The organism is Pseudomonas sp. TYF_14 (assembly GCF_043105275.1).
In the GTDB taxonomy this organism is placed as follows: domain Bacteria; phylum Pseudomonadota; class Gammaproteobacteria; order Pseudomonadales; family Pseudomonadaceae; genus Aquipseudomonas; species Aquipseudomonas alloputida.
This window is the reverse complement of sequence record NZ_JBICLK010000046.1, coordinates 1-17743: the sequence shown is the minus strand read 5'-3', so window position 1 is coordinate 17743 and position 17743 is coordinate 1. Positions and strand designations below refer to the sequence as shown.

Annotated in this window: 19 protein-coding genes; 13 read left to right on the top strand and 6 right to left on the bottom strand. The window is 62.0% G+C overall.

Annotated elements, in window-relative coordinates:
- Positions 1-14 precede the first annotated feature (14 nt).
- Positions 15-2465, top strand: a complete 2451-nt coding sequence (locus tag ACF8O8_RS13075) for a ligase-associated DNA damage response DEXH box helicase (protein WP_392509807.1) — start codon at positions 15-17, stop codon at positions 2463-2465.
- Entirely contained in the window at positions 2462-3112 is a 651-nt protein-coding gene (gene pdeM / locus ACF8O8_RS13070; protein WP_392509806.1) for a ligase-associated DNA damage response endonuclease PdeM, read from the top strand. The genes ACF8O8_RS13075 and pdeM overlap by 4 nt, the downstream gene beginning before the upstream one ends.
- Before the next feature lie 6 nt (positions 3113-3118).
- On the opposite strand, the gene ACF8O8_RS13065 is transcribed toward pdeM, so the two are convergent.
- Both ACF8O8_RS13065 and dcd read right to left on the bottom strand, forming a co-directional pair.
- A complete protein-coding gene (locus tag ACF8O8_RS13065; protein ID WP_003254918.1) occupies positions 3119-3346 on the bottom strand; it encodes a hypothetical protein in 228 nt (75 codons plus the stop codon).
- A gap of 94 nt (positions 3347-3440) precedes the next feature.
- Entirely contained in the window at positions 3441-4007 is a 567-nt protein-coding gene (gene dcd, locus ACF8O8_RS13060; RefSeq protein ID WP_003254920.1) for a dCTP deaminase, read from the bottom strand.
- A 327-nt stretch (positions 4008-4334) separates the two neighbouring features.
- On the opposite strand from dcd, the gene ACF8O8_RS13055 reads away from it, so the two are divergent.
- Positions 4335-4544 carry a cold-shock protein gene (locus ACF8O8_RS13055; RefSeq protein WP_003254922.1) on the top strand — a complete coding sequence of 70 codons (210 nt, stop codon included), beginning with the start codon at positions 4335-4337 and terminating at the stop codon, positions 4542-4544.
- Between the two features lie 167 nt (positions 4545-4711).
- On the opposite strand, the gene apbC is transcribed toward ACF8O8_RS13055, so the two are convergent.
- Positions 4712-5806, bottom strand: a complete 1095-nt coding sequence (gene apbC / locus ACF8O8_RS13050; protein ID WP_230064918.1) for an iron-sulfur cluster carrier protein ApbC — start codon at positions 5804-5806, stop codon at positions 4712-4714.
- A 158-nt stretch (positions 5807-5964) separates the two neighbouring features.
- Here apbC and metG point away from each other — a divergent pair, with 158 nt between their 5' ends.
- The 7 genes from metG to ACF8O8_RS13015 all read left to right on the top strand — a co-directional run bounded on the left by metG (position 5965) and on the right by ACF8O8_RS13015 (position 11668).
- Positions 5965-8004, top strand: coding sequence for a methionine--tRNA ligase (metG, locus tag ACF8O8_RS13045; protein WP_392509805.1), 2040 nt, complete (start codon positions 5965-5967; stop codon positions 8002-8004).
- Positions 8005-8111: 107 nt separating this feature from the next.
- Positions 8112-8660, top strand: a complete 549-nt coding sequence (locus ACF8O8_RS13040) for an Rnf-Nqr domain containing protein (protein WP_010952261.1) — start codon at positions 8112-8114, stop codon at positions 8658-8660.
- Positions 8657-9628, top strand: a complete 972-nt coding sequence (locus ACF8O8_RS13035) for an RnfABCDGE type electron transport complex subunit D (RefSeq protein WP_392509804.1) — start codon at positions 8657-8659, stop codon at positions 9626-9628. The genes ACF8O8_RS13040 and ACF8O8_RS13035 overlap by 4 nt, the downstream gene beginning before the upstream one ends.
- Positions 9625-10227, top strand: coding sequence for an RnfABCDGE type electron transport complex subunit G (locus ACF8O8_RS13030; protein ID WP_392509803.1), 603 nt, complete (start codon positions 9625-9627; stop codon positions 10225-10227). The genes ACF8O8_RS13035 and ACF8O8_RS13030 overlap by 4 nt, the downstream gene beginning before the upstream one ends.
- The gene (locus ACF8O8_RS13025; RefSeq protein ID WP_049588516.1) at positions 10220-10744 is read left to right on the top strand and encodes a hypothetical protein; all 525 of its coding nucleotides are present in this window, start codon (positions 10220-10222) and stop codon (positions 10742-10744) included. Before ACF8O8_RS13030 ends, ACF8O8_RS13025 begins: the two co-directional genes overlap by 8 nt.
- A gap of 4 nt (positions 10745-10748) precedes the next feature.
- On the top strand, positions 10749-11387 hold the full coding sequence (gene nth, locus ACF8O8_RS13020) for an endonuclease III (RefSeq protein WP_020193232.1): 639 nt from the start codon (positions 10749-10751) through the stop codon (positions 11385-11387).
- A 104-nt stretch (positions 11388-11491) separates the two neighbouring features.
- Positions 11492-11668 (top strand): PA3496 family putative envelope integrity protein, encoded by a 177-nt coding sequence (locus tag ACF8O8_RS13015; RefSeq protein ID WP_010952256.1) that lies wholly within the window; start codon positions 11492-11494, stop codon positions 11666-11668.
- Between the two features lie 70 nt (positions 11669-11738).
- Here the strand turns inward: ACF8O8_RS13015 and ACF8O8_RS13010 are convergent, their stop codons facing one another.
- On the bottom strand, positions 11739-12362 hold the full coding sequence (locus ACF8O8_RS13010; RefSeq protein WP_003254939.1) for a response regulator transcription factor: 624 nt from the start codon (positions 12360-12362) through the stop codon (positions 11739-11741).
- A 366-nt stretch (positions 12363-12728) separates the two neighbouring features.
- Between ACF8O8_RS13010 and ACF8O8_RS13005 the strand changes: the two genes are divergently transcribed.
- Complete coding sequence (locus tag ACF8O8_RS13005; protein WP_010952255.1) at positions 12729-13211, top strand: hypothetical protein; 483 nt, start codon at positions 12729-12731, stop codon at positions 13209-13211.
- Positions 13212-13278: 67 nt separating this feature from the next.
- Here ACF8O8_RS13005 and ACF8O8_RS13000 read toward each other — a convergent pair whose 3' ends face one another.
- Positions 13279-14496 carry an argininosuccinate synthase gene (locus tag ACF8O8_RS13000; protein ID WP_392509802.1) on the bottom strand — a complete coding sequence of 406 codons (1218 nt, stop codon included), beginning with the start codon at positions 14494-14496 and terminating at the stop codon, positions 13279-13281.
- A 323-nt stretch (positions 14497-14819) separates the two neighbouring features.
- Positions 14820-15761, bottom strand: a complete 942-nt coding sequence (locus tag ACF8O8_RS12995) for an OmpA family protein (RefSeq protein ID WP_392509801.1) — start codon at positions 15759-15761, stop codon at positions 14820-14822.
- Positions 15762-15891: 130 nt separating this feature from the next.
- On the opposite strand from ACF8O8_RS12995, the gene pyrC reads away from it, so the two are divergent.
- A complete protein-coding gene (gene pyrC / locus ACF8O8_RS12990; protein ID WP_392509800.1) occupies positions 15892-16938 on the top strand; it encodes a dihydroorotase in 1047 nt (348 codons plus the stop codon).
- 59 nt (positions 16939-16997) lie between these two features.
- Positions 16998-17609, top strand: coding sequence for a ribonuclease T (gene rnt / locus ACF8O8_RS12985; RefSeq protein ID WP_010952252.1), 612 nt, complete (start codon positions 16998-17000; stop codon positions 17607-17609).
- Positions 17610-17743 lie beyond the last annotated feature (134 nt).

Sequence of the window (17743 nt, the reverse complement as noted above, 5' to 3'; positions counted from 1 at the left end):
GACCGCCTGCCCTCATGCCTGCTGCTACCGACCTCGCCAATGCCTGGTTTGCCAAGCGCGGCTGGAAGCCCTTCGCCTTCCAGCGGCGCGTATGGGCTGCCGTCGAACGGGGCGAATCCGGTTTGCTGCATGCCAGTACCGGTGCCGGCAAGACCTACGCGGTCTGGCTCGCGGCGCTGCGTGCGTTCAAGCCCAGGCCCCAGGGCCGCCACTTGGCCCCCATACAGGTGCTGTGGGTGACGCCCATGCGTGCCCTGGCCGCCGACACTGCACGTGCGTTGCAAGCGCCGCTTGATGAGCTCCAGCTGCCTTGGAGCGTAGGGGTGCGCAGCGGCGACACCAACAGTGCCGAGCGCGCCCGACAGGCCCGGCGGCTACCCAGTGTGCTGATCACCACCCCCGAAAGCCTGACCCTGCTGCTGACCCGGGCAAAGGCACGTGAGGATTTCGCCACGCTGCAACTGGTGGTGGTGGATGAATGGCACGAGCTGCTTGGCAACAAGCGCGGGGTACAACTGCAGCTGGCCTTGGCGCGCCTGCGGCATTGGCACCCGGGCCTACCGACCTGGGGCTTGTCGGCAACCCTCGGCAACCTGCAACACGCACGGGATGTCTTGCTGCCCCAGGGCGGCCTGCTGGTGCAAGGCCGGCAAGACAAGGCACTGCAAGTCGACACCCTGCTGCCAAAAGCGATCGAGCGCTTCCCTTGGGCTGGACACATGGGCCTGAAGATGCTCGACCAGGTCTGTCACGAGATCGATGCCAGTGCCAGTAGCCTGGTGTTCACCAACACCCGCGCCCAGGCAGAAATCTGGTATCAGGCCCTGCTTGATGCCCGCCCGGACTGGGCCGGGCTGATCGCCCTGCACCACGCCTCGCTGGCCCGCGATACCCGCGACTGGGTCGAGCGCAGCCTCAAGCAAGGCAGCCTCAAGGCGGTGATCTGCACGTCCAGCCTGGACCTGGGCGTGGACTTTCTGCCCGTGGAACGGGTGCTGCAAATCGGCTCGGCCAAGGGCATCGCCCGCCTGATGCAGCGGGCGGGTCGCTCAGGACACGCGCCTGGGCGGCGCTCCAGGGTCACCCTGGTGCCCACCCATAGCCTGGAACTGGTGGAAGCGGCGGCGGCCCGGCAGGCGCTGTTAGCCGGCCACATCGAAGCCCGCTTTTCACCGCGCCTGTGCATGGACGTGCTGGTACAGCATCTGGTCAGCATGGCCTTGGGCAGCGGTTTTCGCCCGGAGCAACTGCTCGCCGAAGTGCGCAGCACCTGGGCTTTTCGCCAGTTGCGCGACAGCCAATGGCAATGGGCGCTGGACTTCGTCTGCCACGGCGGCAGCTCATTGACCGCCTACCCGGACTACCAGCGTGTCGAGCGCCAGGCCGACGGAGTTTACCGGGTTACCAGCGAACGCCTGGCGCGGCGCCACCGCATGGGCATCGGCACCATCGTCAGCGATGCCAACCTGCAACTGAAATACTGGAGCAAGGGCGGCGGCGGGAAAACGCTGGGCAGTGTTGAAGAAGCGTTCATCGCCCGCCTGCGCCCCGGCGATACGCTGGTGTTTGCCGGGCGGGTACTAGAGCTGGTACGCGTGGAAAACATGACGGCCTATGTGCGTCGCAGCACGGCGCGCAAGGCTGCGGTAGCGCGCTGGAACGGCGGGCGCATGCCGCTCTCGAGCGAACTGGCCGATGCGCTGGTCGAGCAGCTCGATGCTGCCGCCCATGAACGCTTTGAGGGGCCGGAAATGCGCGCAGTACGCCCGCTGCTTGCGCTTCAAGCGCAGTGGTCAGCCTTGCCCACCACAAGCACACTGCTGGCCGAGACCTTCAAATCCCGCCAGGGCTGGCACCTGTTCCTGTATCCCTTTGCCGGGCGCATGGCCAACCTGGGCTTGGCCAATCTGATTGCCTGGCGGGTCAGCCGCGCACAGCCGCTGTCGGTGTCGATTGCCGTCAACGATTACGGATTCGAACTCCTCAGCCCTGCCCAGGTGGACTGGGCCAGTCACCTGCCGCAAGCACTCGGCACCGCGGACCTGCTGGAAGATGTGCTGGCCAGCCTGAATGCCGGGGAGATGGCACTGCGGCGCTTTCGTGAAATTGCCCAGATTGCCGGGCTGGTGTTTGGCGGCTATCCCGCCGCGCAGAAGAGCACGCGGCAAATCCAGGCCTCCAGCGGGCTATTCTATGAGGTGTTTCGCAAGCATGACGCGGGGAATTTGCTGCTTGGCCAGGCGCGGGATGAAGTATTGAGCGAAGAGCTGGAAATCGAACGGCTGCATCGGCAACTGCTGAAAATGAGTGAGTTGCAACTGGACCTGCAGGCGTTGAAGCGGCCAGGGCCACTGGCGTTCGCCTTGTTGGTGGAAGGCATGCGCGAGACATTGAGCACCGAGAAGCTGGCAGACCGCATTGCGCGGATGGTGGCGGAACTGGAACAAGCGGCGAACGCGGGATGAATTACCAACCCATCGAACACCGGGGGCAGGCGCTCTGGCTGCTTGCCGACAAAGCCATCTACTGGCCCGCCCGCCGCGCCTTGCTGGTGGCCGACGTGCACATCGGAAAGGCCGCCAGCTACCGCGCCCTGCATCAACCGGTGCCACGCGGAACGACTGAGGCGACACTCGCCAGGCTCGATCGCCTGCTGGCCGAGCATGACTGCGAACAACTGATCATCCTGGGCGACTTTCTGCATGCCCGCACGGCCCGCGCCCCGGCAACGCTGGCCAAGGTGGAGGATTGGCGAAAGCGGCACAAAAATCTGAAAGTGGTGCTCATACGCGGCAATCATGATCGCAACGCCGGCGATCCACCCGCCTCGCTCGATATTCAGGTCGTGGACGAGCCTTGGGTTCTGGAGCCCTTTGCCCTGCAGCACGAGCCACAGCCCCACCACACACACCCGGTACTGGCGGGCCACGTACACCCCGTCTTCGTCCTGCGCGGCAAGGCCCGTCAGCGCTTGCGCCTGCCTTGCTTCGTGATCGATGAGCAAGTCAGCCTGCTACCTGCATTCGGTGAGTTCACCGGGGGGTGGGAAATCACCCCCGCCAGCGCCAGCCGGCTGTACCTGGCTGGCGCTGACCGCGTCTGGCCGCTTTAGCGACGCTCAGGCCACAGGGGCGGGAGGCGGCTCGTCCGGCAAGGTCGGCTCACCCGGCTCCATGGGAGGCGTCTCACCGGGTTCCGGCGGTTGCGGGGTATCGGGGTCAGGCTGATGGGGCACGCCCCCCGCCTGCATGGGCAGCGGGTGCGCCAGCAGTGACCAGGGCAACAACCCAACGTGATTGGGCTGCAGGCCTGCCAGCTTGGCACTGATTGCGGGATGGAGTTTCATTGGCTGCTCCTGACGAAAGCCGATGCACATCATGCACACCGGCGTTACTTCGTTGGAGTGCCAAAGGCGCGGGTAATTCCCCGCGCTTGTCGGCTCAGGTACGCGGCAGGGTGACGCCGCGTTGGCCCTGGTATTTGCCGCCACGGTCCTTGTACGACACTTCGCACTCTTCGTCGGACTGCAAGAACAGCATCTGCGCCACGCCTTCGTTGGCGTAGATCTTTGCCGGCAGCGTGGTGGTGTTGGAGAACTCCAACGTCACGTGGCCTTCCCACTCGGGCTCGAGCGGCGTGACGTTGACGATGATGCCGCAACGGGCGTAGGTGCTCTTGCCCAGGCAAATGGTCAGCACGTCACGGGGAATGCGGAAATATTCGACAGTGCGCGCCAGGGCGAAAGAGTTTGGCGGGATGATGCACACGTCGCTCTTGATATCGACGAAGCTGCCAGCATCGAAATTTTTCGGGTCGACGGTGGCCGAGTTGATGTTGGTGAACACCTTGAATTCGTCGGCGCAGCGTACGTCGTAACCATAGCTGGAGACGCCGAAGGAGATCACGCGGTTGTCCTGCTCGCCGCGCACCTGGCGCTCGACGAACGGCTCGATCATGCCGTGTTCCTGCGCCATGCGGCGAATCCACTTGTCCGATTTGATGCTCATGGCGGGGTGTCCTGAAGAGTTGCGAGGTGAAAATCGTGACGCGCATATTACCGGTCCCGGCGCCCAGGTTAAAGTTCCATCCCTCATCCCGCGCCGGGTGGGGGCTGCAGCCGCCGCCGATCCGAATTTGCCTAAAGCGTCTTCTGACCATTGGCAGGTTGCGGAAAGTGGGGTAAGGTGTTGCCACTGTGCTGCACGTGACACCGAGAATCTCTAGTTTGATGCACGATCCTGATCGGCCCATCGCTGAATTTTCTGCTCTCTTTGCGCTCAGTCCCGGGCAGGGTTTTTCCTGACCGTTATCAAATTGTCCAAGGAGACAGAAAAATGTCCAACCGTCAATCCGGTGTTGTTAAGTGGTTCAACGATGAGAAAGGCTACGGCTTCATCACCCCTCAGTCGGGCGACGACCTGTTCGTGCACTTCAAAGCCATCCAAGCTGACGGCTTCAAAACCCTGAAAGAAGGCCAGGCTGTTACTTTCGTCGCTACCCGCGGCCAGAAAGGCATGCAGGCTGAAGAAGTTCAGATCGCCTAAGTCGATCTAGCTTCCTAGCTTTCAAAAAAACCCGCCTTCTGGCGGGTTTTTTTATGCCTGCTCGAAATAGGCGCTGGCCTCTTCGCGGGCTCGCCCGCTCCCACAGGGACTGCACAGGCTTCAAGTACGGCGCAGTCGCTGTGTGCGGGCAAACTCGGTATGGCAGGTCAGTCTTCGCTGATGGTAATGCTGGGCATTGCCGGCGCCGCAGCTTCCTGCAGCACGATCCGCGCGCCTACCTGGCGGGCAAGCTCCTGGTAAACCATGGCAATCTGGCTTTCCGGCTCGGCGATCGCCGTGGGCTTGCCGCTGTCGGCCTGCTCACGTATCAGCATCGACAACGGCAGCGACGCCAGCAGGTCGACGCCATACTGGCTGGCCAGCTTCTCGCCGCCACCCTCACCGAACAGGTGTTCGGCATGGCCGCAATTCGAGCAGATATGCACGGCCATGTTCTCGACCACGCCCAGCACCGGAATGTTGACCTTGCGGAACATTTCCACGCCCTTCTTGGCATCCAGCAGCGCCAGGTCCTGCGGCGTGGTGACGATCACCGAACCGACCACCGGTACCTTTTGTGCCAGGGTCAGCTGGATGTCACCGGTACCCGGTGGCATATCGATCACCAGGTAATCCAGGTCATCCCAGGCGGTCTGGGTGACCAGTTGCAGCAGCGCGCCAGACACCATTGGGCCACGCCATACCATCGGCGTGTTGTCGTCGGTGAGGAAGGCCATGGACATGACTTCCACGCCGTGGGCCTTGATCGGCACAAACCACTTCTGCTCGCGAATCTGTGGACGGGTGCCCTCGGCGATGCCGAACATCACCCCCTGACTGGGGCCGTAGATATCGGCATCGAGAATACCTACCCGTGCGCCTTCGCGTGCGAGGGCCAAGGCCAGGTTGGCAGCGGTGGTCGATTTGCCCACACCGCCCTTGCCCGAGGCCACGGCGATGATGTTCTTGACGTTGGCCATGGATGGCACCTGGGCCTGGGCCTTGTGCGCGGCCACCACGCAATCGATCGAAACCTGGGCGCCAGTGACCCCCTCGAGGCTGCCAATGGCGGTCTGCAGCACCTGGGCCCAGCCGTTCTTGAACAGCCCTGCGGCATAACCCAACTGCAACTGCACGCTGACCTGCCCGCCCTGGATATCGATGGCGCGCACGCAGCCGGCGCTGACCGGGTCCTGGTTCAGGTAGGGGTCGGTGTACTGGCGAAGCACGCCTTCAACGGCGGCACGGGTGACGGCACTCATGGAGACTCCCATTGGCAAACTGAATGTAAAACAGCCGCCTATCCTAACCCGTCAATCGTCAGCAGATGCGCTTGCGGGGTGAAATATCTTCGCCAGCCCTTTATAGTGGCCGATCATCCTCATTTTTACCCCGTAGCCAGATAAGTAGCCGAGCCACCATGTCCGAGCCACGCCAGATTCTCGTCACCAGCGCCCTGCCCTATGCCAATGGATCGATCCATCTCGGCCATATGCTGGAGTACATCCAGACGGACATGTGGGTGCGCTTCCAGAAGCTGCGCGGCAACCAGTGCATCTATGTCTGCGCCGATGACGCCCACGGTTCGGCCATCATGCTGCGCGCCGAAAAGGAAGGCATCACCCCGGAACAGCTGATCGCCAACGTCCAGGCCGAGCACAGCAGCGATTTCGCCGACTTCCTGGTGGACTTCGACAATTTCCACTCCACCCACAGCGACGAGAACCGCGAGCTGTCGAGCCTGATCTACTCGCGCCTGCGTGAAGCCGGGCACATCGCCACCCGTTCGGTGACCCAGTACTTCGACCCGGAAAAAGGCATGTTCCTCGCCGACCGCTTCATCAAGGGCACCTGCCCGAAGTGCGCGGCCGAAGACCAGTACGGCGACAACTGCGAAAAATGCGGCGCCACCTACGCACCCACCGAGCTGAAGAACCCCAAGTCGGCGATCTCCGGTGCCACCCCGGTACTGCGTGATTCCCAGCATTTCTTCTTCAAGCTGCCAGACTTCCAGGCCATGCTGCAGCAGTGGACCCGAAGCGGCACCCTGCAGGACGCGGTAGCCAACAAGCTGGCGGAATGGCTGGACTCCGGCCTGCAGGAGTGGGATATCTCCCGCGACGCGCCGTACTTCGGCTTCGAGATCCCGGGCGAGCCTGGCAAATACTTCTACGTATGGCTGGATGCACCAATCGGCTACATGGCCAGCTTCAAGAACCTCTGCGCACGCCGCCCGGAGCTGGACTTCGACGCCTTCTGGAACGAAGGCTCCAAGGCCGAGCTGTACCACTTCATCGGCAAGGACATCGTCAACTTCCACGCCCTGTTCTGGCCAGCCATGCTCGAAGGCGCCGGCTTCCGCAAGCCGACCGCGGTCAACGTGCACGGCTACCTGACGGTCAACGGCGCCAAGATGTCCAAGTCGCGCGGCACCTTCATCAAGGCCCGCACCTACCTGGACCACCTGCAGCCGGAATACCTGCGTTATTACTATGCGGCCAAGCTGGGCCGTGGCGTCGACGACCTGGACCTGAACCTGGAAGACTTCGTGCAGAAGGTCAACTCCGACCTGGTCGGCAAGGTCGTCAACATTGCCAGCCGCTGCGCCGGTTTCATCCACAAGGGCAACGAAGGTGTGATGGTAGGCGGTGATGCCGCGCCTGAGCTGACCGAAGCCTTCCTGGCTGCCGCACCTTCCATCGCCGAAGCCTATGAGGCCCGTGATTTTGGCCGCGCCATGCGCGAAATCATGGCACTGGCCGACCGCGCCAACGCCTGGATCGCCGACAAGGCACCGTGGTCACTGGCCAAACAGGAAGGCAGGCAGGATGAAGTCCAGGCCATTTGCGCCCAAGGCATCAACCTGTTCCGCCAGTTGGTGATCTTCCTCAAACCGGTACTGCCGGTGCTGGCCGCTGACGCCGAGGCTTTCCTCAACGTGGCCCCGCTGACCTGGAACGACCACCTGACACGCCTGGAAAACCACCCGCTTAATCCGTTCAAGGCCCTGATGAGCCGTATCGAGCCGGCCAAGGTCGAAGCCATGGTCGCTGCCAGCAAGGAAGACCTGCTGGCTGCCGAAGCCAAGGCCCCGGCGGGCAATGGCGAGCTGGCCAAGGACCCGCTGTCGGCAGAGATCGAGTTCGATACCTTCGCTGCCGTCGACCTGCGTGTGGCGCTGATCGTCAAGGCTGAAGCCGTGGCGGGTGCCGACAAGTTGCTGCAACTGACCCTGGACATTGGTGACGAGCGCCGCAACGTGTTCTCCGGCATCAAGTCAGCCTACCCAGACCCGTCCAAGCTGGAAGGCCGCCTGACCATGATGGTAGCCAACCTCAAACCCCGGAAGATGCGCTTTGGCGTGTCCGAAGGCATGGTCATGGCTGCCGGCCCTGGCGGTGAAGAAATCTACCTGCTGAGCCCGGACAGCGGCGCCAAGCCAGGCCAGCGCATCAAGTAACCGCCCTGCGGGCCATTGTGGGAGCGGTCTGCCCGCTCCCACAATTACGCAGGCCCCTTCATGCCAAACCCGGACAATCGCCCCGATTCCCGGCTATCGTCATCTTCATGAATGACTACATCCTGGTCCTGATCAGCGCCGCACTGATCAATCACCTGTGCCTGCTCCGACAGCCACTCTCCGGGCTGCAACTGCAGGTGCACGGCCTGGCCTGCGCCCTGTGCATCGCCCTGGGCGTAATCGGCGCGCAGCTGCTGGTGCACGCGGTACTTGCCCCGTTGCACATCCACGATCTTGCCCTGTTTCTGCTATTGCCCTGGCTGGCCTTGCTCGCCTGGGGACTGCCCTGGCTTTTGGCCAAGTGGCGCCCGGCCTGGCCTGTAGTGGGGTTGCCAGCGCTGCTGTTGAGCAATGCAGCAGCGCTTGGGCTTGCCCTGCAGCAGACAAGCGACGGCACCACCTGGCCAACCATGCTGCTCAAAGGCTTGCTGACGGGTGGCGGCTTCTGGCTGGCGCTGATGGTGTTCGCCGACCTGCGCCAGCGCAGCGCCCACGCCGATATCCCCAACGTGCTGCGCGGCCTGCCCATCGAATTGATCGGTGCCGGGGTGATGGCTATGGCGTTTTCCGGTTTCAACGGAATGTTTGGCCAATGAGCAGTCCCGATCCGCGCCTACGCACCAGCATGGGCCTGGTCTTGCTCGCCTGCACGCCTGGGCTGCTGGCGCTGTTGTGGCTGCATGGCTGGGGCATGATGCTGAACCTGTTGCTGTGCGCCAGTGCCGCGCTGCTGTGCGAGGCATTGCTGCTGGCACTGCGCAGCCAATCGCTGAGCCAGGCGCTAAACGACGGCAGCGCACTGGTGACCGCCGTACTGCTGGCGGCCGCCCTGCCCACCTTGGCGCCATGGTGGCTGCCGGTCATCGCGGCAAGTGTCGCGATCGGTATCGGCAAGCAGGCCTACGGTGGGGTCGGGCGAAATCTGTTCAATCCAGCCATGGTGGGCTATGCCTTCGTGCTGCTCAGCTTCCCGTTGCAGATGAACCATTGGCCTGGGCAGGCCCCAGGCCTGCTCGACAGCGTGCAGCAGGTGTTCGCTGGGGGCGGACAGATCGATGCCTGGGCCCGACCGACATTGCTCGACGGCTTGCGCCACAACCGCAGCCTGACCATCGACGAGCTGTTCGCCAGCCATCCGGGCTTTGGCAACATTGGCGGGGCAGGCAGCGAATGGGTCAACCTGGCATTCCTGCTTGGTGGCCTGTTCTTGTTACAGCGCAAGGTGATCAGTTGGCATGCACCGGCAGGTTTGCTGGCAGGGCTATTGGTATTCAGCTTGTTGGGCTGGAACGGTTCGGGGTCGGACTCCAATGGCTCGCCTTTGCTGCACCTGTTTTCCGGCTCGACCATGCTGGCAGCCTTCTTCATTGCGACCGAGCCAGTGTCCGGCCCCAGAGACGACTGGGCCAAGCTGTGCTTCGGCGTGGGAACAGGGGTGCTCATCTACCTGATTCGTACCTGGGGCAGCTATCCGGATGGCACCGCGTTCGCCGTCCTGCTGATGAACCTTTTCGCACCGGCACTCGAGCGCATGGCTGCGCAGCGTCAGCAGGCAGCCCGATGAAGCGCGGGGTTCGGGATGTGGGCCTGTTGCTGCTGACTGGAGTATTGGCAGTGTCAGCCACCCTGGCCTGGCGGCAGTGGACCGGTCCGGCCATCGCCGGCGCTGAAAAGCAGCTGCAAAGCCGCCAGCGGCTGGCCGTGCTGCCCGACGGTAGCTATGACAACCAGCCCCTGGAAAGCCCGCTGCCAAGGCCCGCCGCACAGAGGCCCAATAGCCGTATCCTGGCGGCTTACCGTGCCACTATGGCAGGTAAGCCAAGCGCCATTATCCTGATCACACAGGCCCAGGGGTATGCCGGGCCGATCGTGCTGAGCGTCGCCATCACCACGGACGGCCGGCTGATCGGCAGCCAGGTTGTCGAACAACAGGAAAGCCCCGGGCTGGGCGATCGCCTGGGGGATCCGCGATTGCACTGGCTGAGTCAGTTCAACAACCGCGATCATGGCGATCACTGGGCGCTGAAGCGGGACCAGGGTGACTTTGACCAATTGGCCGGCGCAACCGTGACCTCGCGAGCGGTGATCGCCGCATTGCAGGATGCGCTGAGCTATTTCGACGAGCAGCGTAGTGTATTGCTGGAGGGCGCCACCCATGAATAGGTTCTGCCTGCTGGCCATGAGCCTGGCGCCACTGCTGGGTGCCACCCGAACGCTGGCTGAAGGCGCGGCCATCGGCCTGTGCGCAGTACTTATGGGGTGCCTGCACCAACTGTTGCTGGCGCCACTGCGTAAACACATGGCCAGCTGGGCCTATGTACTGGCTAGCCTGTTGCTGCTGGCAGCCTTGGCCAGTTGCCTGCAGTTGGCCCTGCGGGCCTGGCTGCTACCACTGGCCATTGCCCTGGGCCACTATCCCGCATTGTTGTGCCTGCAATGCCTGGCCAGTGACCACCTGCTACCTGACCAACGCCGCTGGCGCCTGCTCGCAAGGCACCTCGGCGCTGTCTTTGCCATTTGCCTGCTGCTGGGCGCCAGCCGCCAATGGCTGGCTGACCATGCCGAGCTGCACCTGGCCAGCCTCGCACCCGGTGCGCTACTGCTGCTGGGTCTGCTGTTGGCCTTGTACAATCGCCTGCTTCCAGACCCTGCCCACCCACCTCGTCAAGGAAAGCCCTGATTTCATGAATGCCGCCAAACGCCTGGAGATTTTTCGCAGGCTGCACGAAGACAACCCCGACCCAAAGACCGAACTGGCCTACACGACCCCGTTTGAACTGCTGGTCGCCGTGACACTGTCCGCGCAATCCACCGACGTCGGCGTCAACAAGGCTACTGCCCGCCTGTTCCCCGTCGCCAACACCCCCGAGGCCATCTATGCCCTGGGCGTTGAAGGCCTCAGCGAATACATCAAGACCATCGGGCTTTACAACAGCAAGGCCAAGAATGTCATAGAAACGTGTCGGCTACTGATCGAGCGCCACGACAGCCAGGTACCGCAAACCCGCGAAGCGCTGGAGGCGCTACCCGGCGTCGGCCGCAAAACCGCCAACGTGGTGCTAAACACGGCGTTTCGCCAACCGGCCATGGCCGTGGATACCCATATCTTCCGGGTGAGTAACCGCACAGGCATCGCGCCAGGCAAAACGGTGCTGGAAGTGGAAAAGAAACTGCTCAAGTTTGTACCCAAGGACTACCTGCTCGACGCCCACCACTGGCTGATCCTGCACGGGCGCTACGTGTGCCAGGCGCGCAAGCCAAGGTGCGGCAGCTGCAGGATCGAGGATTTGTGCGAGTACAAGCACAAAACCTCCGACGATTGAGCCGATAGCCAAAAACCACTCACATCGATTGAAAAAATCTTTTTTACCAGCGTCTGCTTTCTGGTTATAAGGACGGCCAATGGCCCCTTGGCTTGGAGCGACTCATGAGTACCGATAAAGACGACCTGTCGATCGATGATGATTTTGTTGCCGCAGACGATGACGCGGAGCCACAGGTTGAAATCGCAAAGACCAACCTGAGCAAACGTCGCACCATCGACAACATGCTGGAAGAACGGCGCCTGCAGAAGCAGTTGGCCGATTTCGATTACGACCTGTAGTGCGGGTCCCGTAGTCATGGACCGATAGCCCTGGCAAAGCCTCCTGGCTGGAGGCTTCAAGGCTTGGCGATCAGTTCAGACCTTGCCGTTGCGCCAGCTCGATCAGGTCAACCAGTGACCGTGCATTGAGTTTTAGCAACAGCCGCGACTTGTAGGTACTGACCGTCTTGTTACTGAGGTACATGCTGTCGGCAATCTCCTTGTTCGAACGCCCTCGCGCCAGTTGTTGCAGCACCGTCATTTCTCGCGCAGAAAGGCGATTCACCATATCCGTCTCGCTGCCCGCCCCCCTGCCACGTGACGCATGCAAGGCCTGGTTGGGGAAGTAGCTGTAACCCGACAACACAGCCTTGATAGCGCTGAGCAGTTCGGTAAGCTCCTGCTGCTTGCACACGTAACCCGCCGCCCCTGCCTGCATGCAGCGCATCGAAAAGTTGCCGGGGGCCTGCGACGTCAGCACCAGTACCTTGCTACCCGGGCTGAATGTCGCCATGCGGGCGATCACCTCCAGGCCATCCAGTTTCGGGATACCGATATCCAGCACCACAATATCCGGCAGGTGTTGCCGTGTCAGCTGCAACGCAGCTACCCCATTGTCAGTCTCCGCCACAACGTCATACCCATGCCGCTCCATCAGCATGCGTACGGCCAGGCGTATGACCGGATGATCATCCACGATAAGCACTTTATTCATGCGATATCCATACATTGTTGTTGCTTTGGCACGCCACGATAACCGACAGGACGCTTGCTGGCGCGGCGATTTACCAGCGAAAGCCATGGACAGAAAAAGCCTACAGAACTTACAGAAACTTCCTACACACAATGACTATGGTTGTAACAAATAAATTACTTATTACCGAAAAAAAGTACCACCCACTGACATAAACGTACCAGTTGAATACTGATCTTCAGCAAAGGAAAACTTCCGACTCAAACACGTCGAAAAAGCAACACAACGAGGTTCTCTGACGATCATTCCTCCCCCGGGAAACAATCCAGCCTTTAGTTGAGTACAGCAGTAAGGTAAAGATGGACAAAACCGCTGGAGACGGCCTATATGACCCAAGCACAACCTGTCGCCCCGCTGACGATCATTGCCATCTTCGCGGGGATCATCGAAGCCTCCGCCCTTGCCACACTGCCATTTCTCGGCGAGTCCAGCCAAAGGCTCTACACCTGGTTCCTGGTAGGCTTTCCATTCTTTCTGACGGCACTGTTTTTTCTGACACTCAACTTCAATTACAAGTCGTTCTATAGCCCGCTTCCCAACAACGCAGCACACGACAACACGCCAGCACTGAGCAGTGTGGCCACACCCGCAATTGCCAATGATGCCCCCGAGGCGGTACAGGGCGAACCTGTCACTTTCATGTTCTCCGGCCCCGACGCCTGTCGCATGATGGAACAACAACTCTTGCACGCACTTGCCCAACCGCCCGAGCCAGCGCGCGTCTGGCGCTTTTGTAATCTGGACAGACGTCAATGTGCGCAGCTTTCGATCAGCGCACTCGAGGGCGATGATGTGAGCCACCGAAGTTGAACGACCCGCCTTTGCGCGGGCATAAAAAAACCCCGGACCGAGCCGGGGTTTTCGCACACGCCAGCAATCAGAGCAGCGAACGGCCCTTGTTGGCGGCAATGCGCATACGCAGTGCATTGAGCTTGATGAAGCCAGCAGCATCTGCCTGGTTGTAGGCACCACCATCTTCTTCAAAGGTGGCGATGTTGGCATCGAACAGCGAATCGTCCGACTTGCGGCCAACCACGGTCACGTTGCCCTTGTACAGTTTCAGGCGCACCACACCATTCACGTTGACCTGCGAAGCATCGATCATCTGTTGCAGCATCAGACGCTCCGGGCTCCACCAGTAGCCGGTGTAGATCAGGCTGGCATACTTTGGCATCAGCTCATCTTTCAGGTGAGCGACTTCGCGGTCCAGGGTGATCGACTCGATGGCACGGTGTGCCTTGAGCATGATGGTACCGCCAGGCGTTTCGTAGCAACCGCGCGACTTCATGCCGACGTAACGGTTTTCGACGATGTCCAGACGGCCGATGCCGTTGGCACCACCGATACGGTTCAGGTCTGCCAGGACGGTGGCCGGGGATTTCTCGACGCCGTCGATGGCAACGATGTCACCATTGCGGTAGGTCAGCTCGATGTAGGTAGCCTGGTCCGGGGCATTCTCAGGCGAGACACTCCAGCGCCACATGTCTTCTTCGTGCTCGGTCCAGGTATCTTCCAGGACACCGCCCTCGTAGGAGATGTGCAGCAGGTTGGCGTCCATCGAGTACGGCGACTTCTTCTTGCCGTGGCGCTCGATCGGGATGCCGTGCTTCTCGGCGTAGTCCATCAGCTTTTCGCGGGACAGCAGGTCCCACTCGCGCCATGGAGCGATGACCTTGACGCCTGGCTTCAGGGCATAGGCACCCAGTTCGAAGCGCACCTGGTCGTTACCCTTGCCGGTGGCGCCATGGGAAATGGCGTCAGCGCCGGTTTCGTTGGCGATTTCGATCAGGCGCTTGGCGATCAGCGGACGGGCGATGGAAGTACCCAGCAGGTACTCGCCTTCGTAGACGGTGTTGGCGCGGAACATCGGGAACACGAAATCACGCACGAATTCTTCGCGCAGGTCGTCGATGTAGATCTCTTTAACGCCCATTGCCTGGGCCTTGGCACGGGCCGGTTCGACCTCTTCGCCCTGCCCCAGGTCAGCGGTGAAGGTCACCACTTCGCAGTCGTAGGTATCCTGCAGCCACTTGAGAATCACCGAAGTATCAAGGCCGCCGGAATACGCCAGTACGACCTTTTTTACGTCCGCCATGCCATCACTCCACGGGGTTGTACGGAAAGGGATCGATTCTACCGGCGTTGCGGATAAATTTACAGTGGGGCGACAGCTTCTGACGACAAAGCGACAGGAACTTTCGTAGGGGCGACGGGCGGTAGGTTAAGGGATGTGGCATGAGGACCTTGGAGGGGCGTCGCGCCGCAGCGTGCATGCCTTGAGGAGTTCAGCGCCTGTGAGATCGAGCGCCTCAGGTGTCCGCCTCGAAACATTCTGCGCTCGATCTCACAGGCGCTGAAAATGTTGTGACGAACCCCTGGCGGCCTTGATGCGAGCCCATGACATGCACCGACCAGATCTCAGGGCGCCTTCGCCCCCGGGACGCCCGAGGCAGGTGCAACAGCCGGCGCCGCTTGCTCAACCGGCTTTTCCACCGGTTTCTCAACCACCGCCACCCGATCCAGCTCGATATTCACCCGCCGATTACGCGCCCGATTCGACGCACTGTTGTTCTTCGCGAGCGGATAACGTTCGCCATGGAAGCGCACAGTGATCTGCTCCTCCGGCACACCGTTAGCCTTGAAGTAATCGGCAACGGCCAATGCCCGACGGCGCGACAGGTCGCGGTTGGTAAGGCGGTTGCCACTGTTGTCGGAATGCCCATTGAGCTCGACATGGTTCACCGTCGGGTCGGCTTTCATGAAATCGAGGATCACGTCCAGCCGCGCCTTGGCTGCTGCGTCCAGCTCGATACCGCCCCCGGGGAAACCCACCTGTGTCTGGCGCACCTGGTCGTAGTTCATCGGCAACAGCTTGCCAGCACAGACCTGATAGTCATTGTAGGCTTTGGCGAAGCTGACCGGCAGCACACGCACCTCCATCGGCCTGCCCGCCTCACCGGTGTAGTTGCGCACAACGGTGCTACGCCCGTCGAGCAAGCCGTTGATCAGCCGGCTGGCCTGCCCTTGGGAGGAGCTGAACAGCACGCCACTGCGGGCCATTCGCACATTGCCCAAGTTGATATCGCCACGCCCAGGTTGCCACGGCGCTGCCGCAGCCAGCAGGCTGGCGGTGCCGGCACCCAGTGCGTTGCTGTCCGACCGCAGCTGAAACACCGGCTGCTCGCCTGCCCGACGCACGAACGTACCGCTGCCGAAACCTTCGATCGGCTGGCTCAGACGACACTCGAACTGGTCACCCTCGACCTTCCAGGCAATGTTCTCCATGCGCGTCTGGAAAGTCAGTGCGCCGGCCGGCAGGCTGGCGAACAGGGTCAACAGGGCTAGATAACGCTGGCGCACGGGCGGCTCCACAAATTCTGACGGCTTACCAGCAGGCTATCGGACGCTGCCCGGAAAACTTGATAGCCGTGCTCGCCCCGGGGTTTTCCGGTAGGATTGGGGCTTGAGTTCGACCCGCCTGGAATCCCCAATGTCCGATCGCCTGACCCTCCTGCGCCCCGACGACTGGCACATCCATCTGCGCGATGGTGCCGTCCTGCCCCACACCGTTGGCGACGTGGCGCGTACCTTCGCCCGTGCCATCATCATGCCCAACCTCGTGCCGCCCGTGCGCAATGCCACCGAGGCCGGCGCCTACCGTGAGCGCATTCTGGCTGCCCGCCCGGCCGGCAGCCGCTTCGAGCCGCTGATGGTGCTGTACCTCACCGACCGCACCAGCCCCGAGGACATCCGCGCGGCCAAGGCCAGCGGTTTCGTGTACGCCGCCAAGTTGTACCCGGCCGGCGCCACCACCAACTCCGATTCCGGCGTGACCAGCATCGACAACATCTTCCCGGCTATAGAGGCACTGGCGGAAGTGGGCATGCCGCTGCTGGTGCATGGCGAAGTGACCCGCAGCGAGATCGACGTGTTCGACCGCGAGAAGCGCTTCATCGACGAGCACATGCGCCGTGTGGTCGAGCGCTTCCCGACGCTGAAAGTGGTGTTCGAACACATCACCACCAGTGATGCCGCGCAGTTCGTCACCGAGGCCCCGGCCAACGTCGGTGCGACCATCACCGCCCAGCACCTGCTGTACAACCGCAACCACATGCTGGTCGGCGGCATTCGCCCGCACTTCTACTGCCTGCCGATCCTCAAGCGCAACACCCACCAGGTGGCCTTGCTGGACGCAGCCACCAGCGGCAATCCGAAGTTCTTCCTCGGCACCGACTCGGCACCTCATGCCCGTCACGCCAAGGAAGCAGCCTGCGGTTGCGCGGGTTGCTACACCGCTTATGCGGCGATCGAGATGTACGCCGAAGCGTTCGAGCAGCGTAACGCGCTGGACAAGCTGGAAGGCTTCGCCAGCCTGCACGGCCCGGCCTTCTATGGCCTGCCGGCGAACACCGACACCATTACCCTGGTCCGCGAAGAATGGACCGCTCCGGAAAGCCTGCCATTTGGCGAGCAAACCGTAGTCCCGCTGCGCGCTGGCGAAAAACTGCGCTGGCGCCTGCTGGAGAAAAACGCGTGAGCGAAGACCTTTACGAAGACGACCTGGACACCCAAGGCAGCAGCGGTCCTCGCCACCCGATGGCCGAGCGCTTCCGCGGCTATCTGCCGGTCGTGGTGGATGTTGAAACCGGTGGTTTCAACAGCGCTACCGATGCATTGCTGGAAATTGCCGCCGTCACCATTGGCATGGACGAGAAAGGCTTCCTGTTCCCCGAACATACCTACTTCCACCGCGTGGAGCCGTTCGAGGGCGCCAACATCGAGCCGGCCGCACTTGAGTTTACCGGCATCAAGCTGGACCACCCGCTGCGCATGGCGGTCAGCGAGGAAAGCGCGATGACCGACATCTTCCGCGGCGTGCGCAAGGCACTCAAGGCCAACGGCTGCAAGCGGGCGATTCTGGTCGGCCACAACAGCAGCTTCGACCTGGGTTTCCTCAATGCAGCAGTGGCGCGCAATGACCTGAAGCGCAACCCGTTCCACCCCTTCTCCAGCTTCGACACCGCCACCCTGGCGGGCCTGGCGTATGGCCAGACCGTGCTGGCACGAGCCTGCCAGAGCGCTGACATCGATTTCGACGGGCGTGAGGCGCACTCGGCACGTTATGACACCGAGAAAACCGCTGAGCTGTTCTGCGGCATCGTCAACCGCTGGAAAGAAATGGGCGGCTGGCGCGATTTCAACGATTGATCTGCCAAAGGCATTCGCGGGCACGCCCGCTCCCACAGGTTCACCTTTGCCTTCAGGCATGCAGAGAATCGGTGGGAGCGGGCGCGCCCGCGAAGAGGCCGGCACAGGAAGGCATAAAAAAACCGGCCACGAAG

What these genes read in the sequence shown, in the direction of transcription:
- ACF8O8_RS13075 (WP_392509807.1), top strand. Translation starts at nt 15, where the DNA reads ATGCCTGCTGCTACCGACCTCGCCAATGCCTGGTTTGCCAAGCGCGGC.
- pdeM (WP_392509806.1), top strand. Translation starts at nt 2,462, where the DNA reads ATGAATTACCAACCCATCGAACACCGGGGGCAGGCGCTCTGGCTGCTT.
- ACF8O8_RS13065 (WP_003254918.1), bottom strand. Translation starts at nt 3,346, where the DNA reads ATGAAACTCCATCCCGCAATCAGTGCCAAGCTGGCAGGCCTGCAGCCC.
- dcd (WP_003254920.1), bottom strand. Translation starts at nt 4,007, where the DNA reads ATGAGCATCAAATCGGACAAGTGGATTCGCCGCATGGCGCAGGAACAC.
- ACF8O8_RS13055 (WP_003254922.1), top strand. Translation starts at nt 4,335, where the DNA reads ATGTCCAACCGTCAATCCGGTGTTGTTAAGTGGTTCAACGATGAGAAA.
- apbC (WP_230064918.1), bottom strand. Translation starts at nt 5,806, where the DNA reads ATGAGTGCCGTCACCCGTGCCGCCGTTGAAGGCGTGCTTCGCCAGTAC.
- metG (WP_392509805.1), top strand. Translation starts at nt 5,965, where the DNA reads ATGTCCGAGCCACGCCAGATTCTCGTCACCAGCGCCCTGCCCTATGCC.
- ACF8O8_RS13040 (WP_010952261.1), top strand. Translation starts at nt 8,112, where the DNA reads ATGAATGACTACATCCTGGTCCTGATCAGCGCCGCACTGATCAATCAC.
- ACF8O8_RS13035 (WP_392509804.1), top strand. Translation starts at nt 8,657, where the DNA reads ATGAGCAGTCCCGATCCGCGCCTACGCACCAGCATGGGCCTGGTCTTG.
- ACF8O8_RS13030 (WP_392509803.1), top strand. Translation starts at nt 9,625, where the DNA reads ATGAAGCGCGGGGTTCGGGATGTGGGCCTGTTGCTGCTGACTGGAGTA.
- ACF8O8_RS13025 (WP_049588516.1), top strand. Translation starts at nt 10,220, where the DNA reads ATGAATAGGTTCTGCCTGCTGGCCATGAGCCTGGCGCCACTGCTGGGT.
- nth (WP_020193232.1), top strand. Translation starts at nt 10,749, where the DNA reads ATGAATGCCGCCAAACGCCTGGAGATTTTTCGCAGGCTGCACGAAGAC.
- ACF8O8_RS13015 (WP_010952256.1), top strand. Translation starts at nt 11,492, where the DNA reads ATGAGTACCGATAAAGACGACCTGTCGATCGATGATGATTTTGTTGCC.
- ACF8O8_RS13010 (WP_003254939.1), bottom strand. Translation starts at nt 12,362, where the DNA reads ATGAATAAAGTGCTTATCGTGGATGATCATCCGGTCATACGCCTGGCC.
- ACF8O8_RS13005 (WP_010952255.1), top strand. Translation starts at nt 12,729, where the DNA reads ATGACCCAAGCACAACCTGTCGCCCCGCTGACGATCATTGCCATCTTC.
- ACF8O8_RS13000 (WP_392509802.1), bottom strand. Translation starts at nt 14,496, where the DNA reads ATGGCGGACGTAAAAAAGGTCGTACTGGCGTATTCCGGCGGCCTTGAT.
- pyrC (WP_392509800.1), top strand. Translation starts at nt 15,892, where the DNA reads ATGTCCGATCGCCTGACCCTCCTGCGCCCCGACGACTGGCACATCCAT.
- rnt (WP_010952252.1), top strand. Translation starts at nt 16,998, where the DNA reads ATGGCCGAGCGCTTCCGCGGCTATCTGCCGGTCGTGGTGGATGTTGAA.